Here is a 10,215-nt window from a genome sequence, read left to right as displayed (position 1 = left end):
CGCTGCTGGCGTTGCAGATCGCCGTGGCCGACCGTGCGCGGCTGGCCGCCGACGCCGGCAGCCGGCCCTGGGTGGCTGGGCTGTGCAGCGTGCTGCGCTGCAGCCTGCCGGCTTGGCAGGACCCTGCAGCGTTCAGCATGATCAGCCGTGATGTGCGACCGGTCGTCGGGCAACCCGGCGCGCTGCAGGTGCACGCCAGCTTCCGCAACGACGCACGCTGGGCGCAGGCGTGGCCGTCGCTGCGGCTGTCGTTGTCCGATGCCGATGGCCGGGTCATCGGCAGCAGCGTCTTCACTCCGCAGGACTACCTGGAGGTGGGCGCCGACGCGGCTGCACTGCTGGAGCCCGGCCAGAGCGCGCAGATCGCCTTCCGGGTCCGCGAGCCGGCCGCCTCGACGGTCGCATTCACCTTCGAGTTCCTGTAACCCGGCGTCCTGCCCGCGAGCGTGGCGGGGCGGCGGCGCACGCGCTAGACTGACCCCCTCCAAATTTTCCGCCAGGGTTGTGGTCCGCCCTGGCTTCGCACCGGGATCCTTCTTGAACGCAGTCCTTTCTCGTCCTGACAATAGTCGTGGCGCGCCGAAGCCGCCGCTGCGCGAACACGTGGCCCAGTCGGTACGACGCTACCTGCGCGACCTGGACGGCTGCGACGCGGACGATGTGTACGAGATCGTCCTGCGCGAGATGGAAATCCCGCTGTTCGTGGAAGTACTCAACCACTGCGAAGGCAACCAGAGCCGTGCGGCGTCGATGCTGGGCATCCACCGTGCCACCCTGCGCAAGAAACTGAAGGAATACGGCATCACGACCTGACGGACGTACCGACCAACGGTCGGTACCTACCGTAGCGGGCAGTGAGGCGGTCGTTTTACCCGGCAGGTACCGACCGCCGGTCGGTACGGCCTACAATATGGGCCCGCTCCGCTTCGATCTCCTGCCCCCATGAGTTCCGATCTGCTGCCCGTGCGCCGGGCCCTGCTTTCCGTTTCCGACAAGACCGGCCTGCTCGACCTGGCCCGCGCCCTGGCTGCCCGCAACGTCGAGCTGCTGTCCACCGGCGGTACCGCCAAGGCGATCCGCGACGCCGGCCTGCCGGTCAAGGACGTGGCCGATGTCACCGGCTTCCCGGAAATGATGGATGGCCGGGTCAAGACCCTGCACCCGCTGGTGCACGGTGGCCTGCTCGGTCGCGCCGGCCAGGACGAGGCGGTGATGGCCGAACACGGCATTGCCCCGATCGACCTGCTGGTGCTGAACCTGTACCCGTTCGAGCGCGTCACCGCCGATGCAGGCTGCACGCTGGCCGATGCGGTGGAAAACATCGATATCGGCGGCCCGGCCATGCTGCGTTCGGCGGCGAAGAACTTCGCCCGCGTCGCGGTGGCCACCGATCCGTCGCAGTACGCGGAACTGCTGGCCGAGCTGGATGCCAACGATGGCAAGCTCTCGGCGGCCAAGCGCTTCGCGCTGTCGGTGGCGGCGTTCAACCGCGTTGCACAGTACGACGCAGCGATCAGCAACTATCTTTCGGCGGTGACCGCCACCGATGCGGCCGTGCCGCTGCGCACCGAGTTCCCGGCGCAGATGAATTCCAGCTTCGTGAAGGTGATGGACCTGCGCTACGGCGAGAATCCGCACCAGGCCGGCGCGTTCTACCGCGACCTGTCGCCGGTGGCCGGCACGCTGGCCACGTTCCAGCAGCTGCAGGGCAAGGAACTGAGCTACAACAACCTGGCCGATGCCGACGCGGCGTGGGAATGCGTGCGCCAGTTCGACGCGCCGGCCTGCGTGATCGTCAAGCATGCCAACCCGTGCGGCGTGGCCGTCGGTGCCGGCAACGGCGATGCCTATGAGCTGGCCTATGCCACGGACCCGACCAGCGCCTTCGGCGGCATCATCGCCTTCAACAAGCCGCTGGATGCCGCTACCGCCAAGGTGATCCTGGACCGCCAGTTCGTCGAAGTGCTGATCGCCCCGGATTACGAGCCGGCCGCGCTGGAATACGCGCAGAAAAAGGCCAACGTGCGCGTGCTGCGCATTCCGCACGGCGACGGTCGCAACAACTACGACACCAAGCGCATCGGTTCGGGCCTGCTGGTGCAGAGCGCGGACAACCGTGGCATGGGCCGTGATGAACTGACCGTGGTCAGCAGGCTGGCCCCCACCGAGAAGCAGTTCACCGACCTGCTGTTCGCCTGGAACGTGGCCAAGTTCGTGAAGTCCAACGCGATCGTCTACGCCAGGGACAACCGCACCATCGGGGTCGGCGCCGGGCAGATGAGCCGCGTGTATTCGGCCCGCATCGCCGGCATCAAGGCCGCCGACGCGAACCTGGTGGTCGAAGGTTCGGTGATGGCGTCCGATGCGTTCTTCCCGTTCCGCGACGGCATCGACGCCGCTGCCGACGCCGGCATCAAGGCGGTGATCCAGCCGGGTGGTTCGATGCGCGACGCCGAGGTGATTGCTGCGGCCGACGAACACGGCCTGGCGATGGTGTTTACCGGCGTGCGTCACTTCCGGCATTGATTGTTCGGCGTAAGGTGGGGGCCGACCAGGCGTCGGCGCCTGCTGACAGGTTCTGACCGGAGCTGGAGGGTGATCGCATGACCGACAACCATGGCGAGCTGATTCTGTACCGCACCGATGACGGTCGGACGGAAGTTCATCTGCGCGCCGCGGAAGGTACGGTCTGGCTGACGCAGGCAGAAATGGCGGCTTTGTTCCAGACCACGCCCCAGAACATCACCCAGCACATCCAGTCAGTCTACGATGACGCTGAGATTGAAGAGTCGGCAACGTGTAAGGATTACTTACAGGTTCGACAGGAAGGGACCCGCGAGGTGCGGCGTACCGTGAAGACCTATCGGCTAGAACTCATCATGGCGGTGGGGTTCCGCGTGCGATCACCACGAGGCGCGCAGTTTCGCCGTTGGGCAGCGGAGGGCCTGTCGCAGTACCTGGTCAAAGGCTTCCTGCTCAACGACGAACGACTCAAGGACGCCGAGCGCGCGGACTACTTCAAGGAACTGCTGCTCCGCATCCGCGACATCCGAAGCTCGGAGAAGCGGTTCTATCAGACGCTGCGTGATCTGTTCAAAGCCAGCAGCAGCGATTACGACGGCACGGCAGCAACAGCGAAGACGTTCTTCGCCAGCATCCAGAACAAGCTGGTCTTCGCCATTACCGGCCGCACCGCTGCGCAGCTGATTGTCGAGCGTGCCGATCCCGACGTGCCTCACATGGGCCTGACGAACTGGTTGGGCGACAAGCCCCGCAAGTCCGACGCGGTCGTGTCAAAGAACTACCTGACGCAGAGGGAACTCGATCAGCTGAACCGGCTGGTCACCATGTTCCTCGACTTCGCAGAAGACCGTGCCGAGCGTCGCATCGAAACCCGGATGGACGACTGGATCACGCAGACCGACCGTTTCCTGGACTTCAACGAACGCGCTGTGCTCAACGGTCCGGGCCGCATCTCGAATCAGCAGATGGAGTTGATCATCGCGGAGCGCCGCGTAGCGGACGGAATCACATCTGAGCGCGAGGCCGAGGTCGACATGCGGCAGTTGCAAACAGAAGCCAAGCGTCTCGCCTCCGCCGTGAAGCAGGACTGACCGGTTCCAACCTTATTTTCTTACTGTCATCCCAGGAACGCCCTAATGAAAATCCTCGTCATCGGCTCCGGCGGCCGTGAACATGCCCTGGCCTGGAAGCTGGCCCAGTCGTCACGTGTCAGCGAGGTGCTGGTTGCACCGGGCAACGCGGGCACCGCCACCGAGGCCGGCTGCCGCAACGTGCCGGTGAAAGTCACTGACCTGGACGGGCTGCTGGCGTTGGTGCAGGCGGAAGGCATCGAGCTCACCGTGGTCGGGCCGGAAGTGCCGCTGGTGGCCGGCGTGGTGGATCGCTTCCGCGCTGCGGGCCACCGCATCTTCGGGCCGACCGCGAAGGCAGCGCAGCTGGAAGGCAGCAAGGCCTACGCCAAGGACTTCCTGGCCCGCCACGGCATCCCCACCGCGTTCTATGCCGTGCATACCGAGGTGGACGCAGCGCTGGCCTACGTCCGCGACAAGGGCGCACCGATCGTGGTCAAGGCCGATGGGCTGGCGGCGGGCAAGGGCGTGATCGTGGCGATGACGCAGCAGGAGGCCGAAGACGCCGTGCGCGACATGTTGTCGGGCAACGCGTTTGGTGATGCCGGCGCGCGCGTGGTTATCGAGGAATTCCTCGATGGCGAGGAAGCCAGCTTCATCTCGATGGTCGATGGCACCACGGCGCTGCCGATGGCTACCTCGCAGGACCACAAGCGCGTGGGCGACGGCGATACCGGCCCGAACACCGGCGGCATGGGCGCGTACTCACCTGCACCGGTGGTCACCGACGAGGTACACGCACGGGTCATGCGCGAGGTGGTGAACCCCACCGTGCAGGGCATGATCGCCGACGGCATTCCGTTCACCGGGTTCCTCTACGCCGGCCTCATGATCGATGCCAGCGGCGCGCCGAAGGTGATCGAATTCAACGTGCGCTTCGGCGATCCCGAAACCCAGCCGGTGATGCTGCGGCTGCAGTCGGATCTGGTGGAACTGGTCGAAGCAGCGATCGATGCACGCCTGCATGAAGTAGAAGCGCAGTGGGACCCGCGCCCCTCGCTGGGCGTGGTGATGGCGGCGGCGCCCTACCCGGAAACGCCGATGACCGGTGATGTGATTCACGGGCTGGACCAGGTGCCGTCTACGGCCAAGGTGTTCCACGCCGGCACCACACTGGACGCGCAGGGCCAGGTGCTCAGCGCGGGTGGGCGTGTGTTGTGCGTGGCAGCGCTGGGCGACAGCGTGGCCGATGCGCAGGCCAATGCGTATGCGGGCGTGGCGAAGGTGACGTGGGAGCACGAGTTCCACCGCAACGACATCGGCTGGCGAGCGATCGCGCGCGAGACGGCGTAAGAGCAGCCGACTAACAGTCGGCTCTACCTTGGCGGTAGGTGCCCACCGTTGGTGGGCACGCCTCTGCCGCAACAAAAAACCCGGCGATGCCGGGTTTTCTGTCTGCTGCGTTTGCTGCCGCGTTAGGCGGTGAACAACGCCTTCATCTTCTTCAGCGCGTTCGCTTCGACCTGACGGATGCGTTCGGCGGACACGCCGTACTCATCGGCCAGCTCCTGCAGCGTCACCTTGCTGTCGGCGTCCAGCCAGCGGCGACGGATGATGTCGCGCGAGCGGGCGTCGAGCTCGGCCAGGCCTTCGCGCAGCAGCTGCAGCTGGTTGTCTTCGCTGTCGGCACGCTCGTAGGCCATCGACGGATCTTCGTCGTTGGCGACCAGGAACGCAGCCGGCGATGGCGGCGCGTGATCGTTGTCGTCATCGCTGGGCGCATCGAAACCGATATCGCGGCCGGACAGGCGCGATTCCATCTCGAGCACTTCGCGCTCGGACACGTTGAGGTCCTTGGCGACGGCGGTGACTTCAGCCGCGTTCAACCAGCCGAGGCGGGTCTTGGACTTGCGCAGGTTGAAGAACAGCTTGCGCTGCGCCTTGGTCGTGGCGACCTTGACGATGCGCCAGTTCTTCAGGATGAACTCGTGCATTTCGGCACGGATCCAGTGCACAGCGAAAGACACCAGGCGAACGCCCATGTCCGGATCGAAGCGCTTCACGGCCTTCATCAGGCCGATGTTGCCTTCCTGGATCAGGTCGCCCAGCTGTAGGCCATAGCCGTTATAGCCACGGGCCACGTGCACCACGAAGCGCAGGTGGGAATGGACCAGCTCGCGCGCGGCGTCCAGGTCCTGCTCGTCGCGGAAGCGGCGGGCCAGGTCCTGTTCGTCATCGACCGTCAACACCGGGATCTGGTGCACGGCGCCGATGTAGGCGTCCAGCGAACCGAGCGCACTGGGAATCGGGAGATTGTTTGCCACAAGGGCAGTAGACATGTTCTGGCTCATAGGGGTCATCTTATCAGTCCTGTATTTGGACTGCTGACAGTTCAAAAAGTTCCAGCGTTCCGCAGGTGAAACGCTGACGCAGATCAGGCCCCTAACGTACCGCGAAATGGTGACAGTTGCGAGTTGCCGCCCCTCGTCGCAATTTCACTATAAATCAATACGATACGGGCCAAAATGTCACCACCACGTCGTTTTGGGCAGGACAATCCCACAAAGATCGGCCCATTCAGGATGAAAATGTTGCCAGGCATTCAGCCGAAGCGCCGGCAGAGCTGAACGGTAGCCCAAAATCCCGGCGTCGGACGGTGCCAGCCAGGCATGGCCTGGCTCTACGCGGCAGGGAGTTCCGCACGAATGAGCAGCCCAAAAGCCCGGATGCCACGTGCGCCCGCAAGAGCAGCCAGGCAGGGCCTGGCTCTACGCCGCGCCTCCCCACACCCCACAGTAATGCCACCGAAGCCGACCTCGGAAGCCGCAATGCCCGGTAGTGCCACGCCTTGCGTGGCAGGCCAGACAATTCCGAAGCCGGAAACACGCCTTGCGTGGCAGGCCAGACAATTCCGAAGCCGGAAACACGCCTTGCGTGGCAAGCCAGCCAATTCCGAAGCCGGGAATACCCCATGCGTGGCAGGCCAGACAATACCGAATCCTAGTAATACCCCGAAAGATTCAAGAAGAACCCCTTCGCCTCATACCGCAACTCAGTCAGGTCATCACTGAACTCGGTGAAGTTGTACCCCGCACCAATCTTGAAGTTCTGCCCCACCTGGCGGTCCACGCCCACCAGCCAGCCTTTCTTGTCGCCGCCCTCGCGCACGTCCAGCCAGCGGTACTCGCCCATGGCCTCCCACTGCGCGAACAACCGGTAGCGCAGCTGCAACGCCGAGAAGTTGACCCGGCTGTCCAGCCATGCGCCCTCGCCGCGCCCGGTGCGGTAGTCGCCCCAGCGCCCCGCAAGCTTGGCGGCGACCTCCCAGCGGTCGCTCACCTGCATCACCCCTTCGAACGAGACGATCTGCGACTTCTGGTCGTACACGTTGCCGCCCTCCTGCCCCAGCGACGCCACGTCATACAGATAGGTGTACTTGCCGAACGCCGCCCATCGGGTGTTGTCGTGCGGCCGCCAGGCAAAGCCCAGGTTCGACTCCACCAGCTTGGCGTCGGCCAGCGGGTTGCGCCTGTCATCGGTGTCGGCGTAGTTGGCGCGCAGGGCGATGCGCCAGTCTTCGTTGACCTTGTACAGCAGCCGGTTGGTGGTCACCCACTGGCGGCGGTCTTCGGCCCCTTCGTCGCGGCGGTATTCCAGCTTGCTGGTCCACTGCGTGTCGGCATCGGTGCGGCCGCCGTTGACGCTGTAGGCGCGGCGATCGACGCGGCCGGTGGTGGCGTCCAGTTCGCCGTCCATCACCGTGAAGCCCAGCGTCCAGCCCTGCGCCGGATAGAAGTCCATGCCAAAGGTATGCACCAGCCCCGCGCTGTCGTCGCGGCGGTCCTTCAGGTACTGGCTTTCATTGAACACGTTGACCTGGCTGCTCAGGCGCCAGCGCTGTCCCAGGGTCCAGCCCGACTGCAGCCCGGTGTCGTACAGCGGGTCGGTAGTGGTCCGGTCGGTGCTGTAGCTGTAGTTGCCGTAGAAGCTGTGCTCGGGCGTCATCCAGTACTCGCCTTCGAGCTTCGCGCCGTCGCCGCGGCTGCCGCTGCTCACTTCCGCGCCCAGGCTGGAGCGGTTGCCGAACAGGTAGCGCGCCCCCAGCGTGGCCAGGTCGTTTTCTTCGTAGGCGCCGCCGTCGTCGTCCACGGTCAGCTGCCCTACCCCGTACAGCTCCCACTTGGCGCCCAGCCGCTGCCGATAACTCAACGCGGCCAGCGTGCCATCCACGTCGGTGCCGGCATTCTCTTCGCGCACCCGGCGCAGTTCGGCGCCCAGCTGGCCATCGTTGCCCAGCCGCCAGTCCATGGTCAGCTGCGACTGCTCCACGGCCACCTCGCCACGCTCGGCACGGCTGTGCCGACCGTAGAGGCTCAGGTTGTCGGTGAAATAGCCCAGGAATTCGGCACCGTATTCTTCCAGTGCCAGCCCGCTGTCCATGCGTGACACCGAGAAGCCGGCGTCCACGTCACGCCACCACGCGCCCATGCTCCAGTCCTGTTTCGTCCAGCCCAGCTCGCGCAGGTTGGCGCGCGCTTCCACCGCGCGAGCATCGCCCTTGCGGTCGCCGCTGACCGGATTGCGCTGGATGAAGCTCAGGCCGCCGTTGTCCGAATAGAAGATCGGTGCGGCGGTGGCCTCGGTGCGGGTCTGCTCCAGCTTCAGGTAGGTGCCACGGCCGGCCTGCAGGGTGAGGTCGGCGCCCATCAGGCTGTAGTCGTCGCCACTGCGGTTTTCGTCGACGTAGGTACCGCCGACCGCCACGTGGTCGCCGAACCACTGCTTGCCGCGCAGGCCGGCGCTGACGTCATCGGTGCTGAACCCCAGCGGGATGTACTCGTAGTCCACCAGCAGCAGCTGGTCATAGCCATCCAGCGGCGTATCGCGGGTCAGCGTGCGCACGTTCTCACGGGTGATCTGGGACAGCGCGCGGGTCAGGAACAGGCGACCCTGGATCTCGTTGATCTCGTAGTCCACGCCGCGCTGCAGGTTGGTACGTACTTCGGTCCTGCCCGTGGTGCGGTCGCGCACTTCCAGCACCACCTGCTCCGAACCGGGCAGCAGGTCGGTGTGGCGCAGGTAGTAGAGGCTGCCGCCGGTGCCGAGGAACTCGCTGTGACCGAGCGCGGACTGCGCCTCGGAGCCGAAGGCCTTCAGCAGCGAACGCGGGTCGCCCAGCGGCGTGGTCGCACGCGAGCGCCAGCTCACCGCCGCGCCGTACAGCGAACGCACGTACTGGCCATACTCGGTGCCGGTGAAGCCGGTGGCGAAGTTGCCCCACAGCGCCTGGTTCTGGTCCCAGTCCACGCGCACGTAGAGCTTGCCCTGCGTGTCGATGTCGCGATACGTGGTGGAGTCGTCACCGTACACCGGGTAGTACTGGTCCGGGTCGAGGCGGCGGAACACGTCGCGGGCGTCGGCATCCAGGAAGCCGTCGAACAGCCGCTTCAGTTCGCGGTCGTAGGTGTCGGCCTGCGCGGTGACCAGGTACTTCCCGCGCAGCTTGCTCTTCAGGTAGAACGCCAGCCGTCCTTCGCTGAGGAAACTGTCGTCCTGGTCGCGGTCGGCCGCGAGCGGGTCGAGATTGCCGCTGGCGGTGTTGCTGGACAGGGTCACATCGGCCAAGGCCACCAGGAAGCGGTAGCTGCCGGTGACGTCCACCGCCAGCGTGCGGGTCAGCGTCGGCGCATCCATGGCCTCCACCTGCACGGTGTACCGGTGCTCGCCGATCGGCTCCAGGAACTCGGCAGCGAACTTCTGCTCCAGGTCCACCGGGAAGCTCTGGCCGTTGATCATCACCCGTGCATTGGGGCTCAACCCACGCCCGTAGATCCGCACCCGCGAGCCATAGATCGGGATGTTCTGCTGGCGCAGCGCGTTCTGCCCGTAGATGGCATTGCTCAGCTGCTGGGCCTGCGCATCATCGCCATCGAGCACGCGACCCAGGGTGCGCTGCACGTTGTCCCGCACCAGCTGGGTGCCGCGTTCGTAGTCGGTGGGCAGTACCAGCTGGAAGCGCTGCGCGTTGGTTTCGTCGAAGGAACCATCCCGGCCGTAGGCCCGGGCGATGTACTGCAGGTCGTCGCCAACGCGCAGGTTGAGGTTGTCCGGCAGCTGCCCGTCCCACTCGGTGTTGCCGACGTAGTCCACCGGCATCTCGATGCGCGCCAGCGGCGTGACCAGGTCGGTGTCGCTGCCGCGGTAGATCACCACTTCGAGGCGCTCGATGAACGAGGCGTAGTTGTTGTAGCCGTGGAAGCGCAGCGGCTTGGTCAGCCGGCCGTTCTCGAACGGGGCCATGGAGCCGGTCTGCACATTGAGCACCGGCGCCGACAGCGCCGGATCTTCGGTGGCCCAGACCACGGCGCCATCGGGGAGCTCGGTGGCCGACGCACCATTGGGTGCCGGCACCACCGCGCCGGGTTCCGCAGGACCGGCGGGAGCATCCGCCGCCGGACGCACCTGCAGCAGCAGGTCATTGCCCTGCCGGCAGCCGTCCACCCCGCACAGGGTGGTGGGCACTTCGGGCAGCGGTTGCGGCGCCTGTGCGTGCGTGGTCGGCAAGCACAGCACCGACAGGAACATCAGGAGGCTGAGTGAGGTCTTGCAGTTCATGGTCATC

The 10,215-nt window shown here is 65.7% G+C and carries 7 protein-coding genes; 5 read left to right on the top strand and 2 right to left on the bottom strand.

The genetic code is table 11. The features are described 5' to 3' along the window. The 5 genes from RWO33_RS10340 to purD all read left to right on the top strand — a co-directional run. Window positions 1-425, top strand: a 425-nt coding sequence (locus RWO33_RS10340) for a DUF3426 domain-containing protein (RefSeq protein WP_314104751.1), incomplete at its 5' end; no start/stop codon positions are given. A 112-nt stretch (window positions 426-537) separates the two neighbouring features. Further along, a complete protein-coding gene (gene fis, locus RWO33_RS10335) occupies window positions 538-813 on the top strand; it encodes a DNA-binding transcriptional regulator Fis (RefSeq protein ID WP_026069829.1) in 276 nt (91 codons plus the stop codon). Between the two features lie 129 nt (window positions 814-942). Then, the gene (purH, locus tag RWO33_RS10330; RefSeq protein ID WP_314104750.1) at window positions 943-2,526 is read left to right on the top strand and encodes a bifunctional phosphoribosylaminoimidazolecarboxamide formyltransferase/IMP cyclohydrolase; all 1,584 of its coding nucleotides are present in this window, start codon (window positions 943-945) and stop codon (window positions 2,524-2,526) included. Window positions 2,527-2,603: 77 nt separating this feature from the next. Further along, window positions 2,604-3,614, top strand: coding sequence for a RhuM family protein (rhuM, locus tag RWO33_RS10325; RefSeq protein ID WP_314104749.1), 1,011 nt, complete (start codon window positions 2,604-2,606; stop codon window positions 3,612-3,614). Between the two features lie 45 nt (window positions 3,615-3,659). Next, window positions 3,660-4,946, top strand: coding sequence for a phosphoribosylamine--glycine ligase (gene purD, locus RWO33_RS10320; RefSeq protein WP_314104748.1), 1,287 nt, complete (start codon window positions 3,660-3,662; stop codon window positions 4,944-4,946). A 122-nt stretch (window positions 4,947-5,068) separates the two neighbouring features. Here purD and rpoH read toward each other — a convergent pair whose 3' ends face one another. Further along, a complete protein-coding gene (rpoH, locus tag RWO33_RS10315; protein WP_145478975.1) occupies window positions 5,069-5,944 on the bottom strand; it encodes an RNA polymerase sigma factor RpoH in 876 nt (291 codons plus the stop codon). Between the two features lie 649 nt (window positions 5,945-6,593). Then, window positions 6,594-10,208, bottom strand: coding sequence for a hypothetical protein (locus tag RWO33_RS10310; protein ID WP_314104747.1), 3,615 nt, complete (start codon window positions 10,206-10,208; stop codon window positions 6,594-6,596). Between the last annotated feature and the right edge of the window lie 7 nt (window positions 10,209-10,215).

The organism is uncultured Stenotrophomonas sp., from assembly GCF_963519925.1.
Lineage (GTDB): Bacteria > Pseudomonadota > Gammaproteobacteria > Xanthomonadales > Xanthomonadaceae > Stenotrophomonas > Stenotrophomonas maltophilia_AE.
Note: the sequence above shows the minus strand (reverse complement) of the source record. Positions and strands in the feature narration are given on the sequence as shown.

Coding starts and splice junctions, on each gene's coding strand:
- RWO33_RS10310 (WP_314104747.1), bottom strand. CDS start 10,208: ATGAACTGCAAGACCTCACTCAGCCTCCTGATGTTCCTGTCGGTGCTG.
- rhuM (WP_314104749.1), top strand. CDS start 2,604: ATGACCGACAACCATGGCGAGCTGATTCTGTACCGCACCGATGACGGT.
- purD (WP_314104748.1), top strand. CDS start 3,660: ATGAAAATCCTCGTCATCGGCTCCGGCGGCCGTGAACATGCCCTGGCC.
- purH (WP_314104750.1), top strand. CDS start 943: ATGAGTTCCGATCTGCTGCCCGTGCGCCGGGCCCTGCTTTCCGTTTCC.
- rpoH (WP_145478975.1), bottom strand. CDS start 5,944: ATGAGCCAGAACATGTCTACTGCCCTTGTGGCAAACAATCTCCCGATT.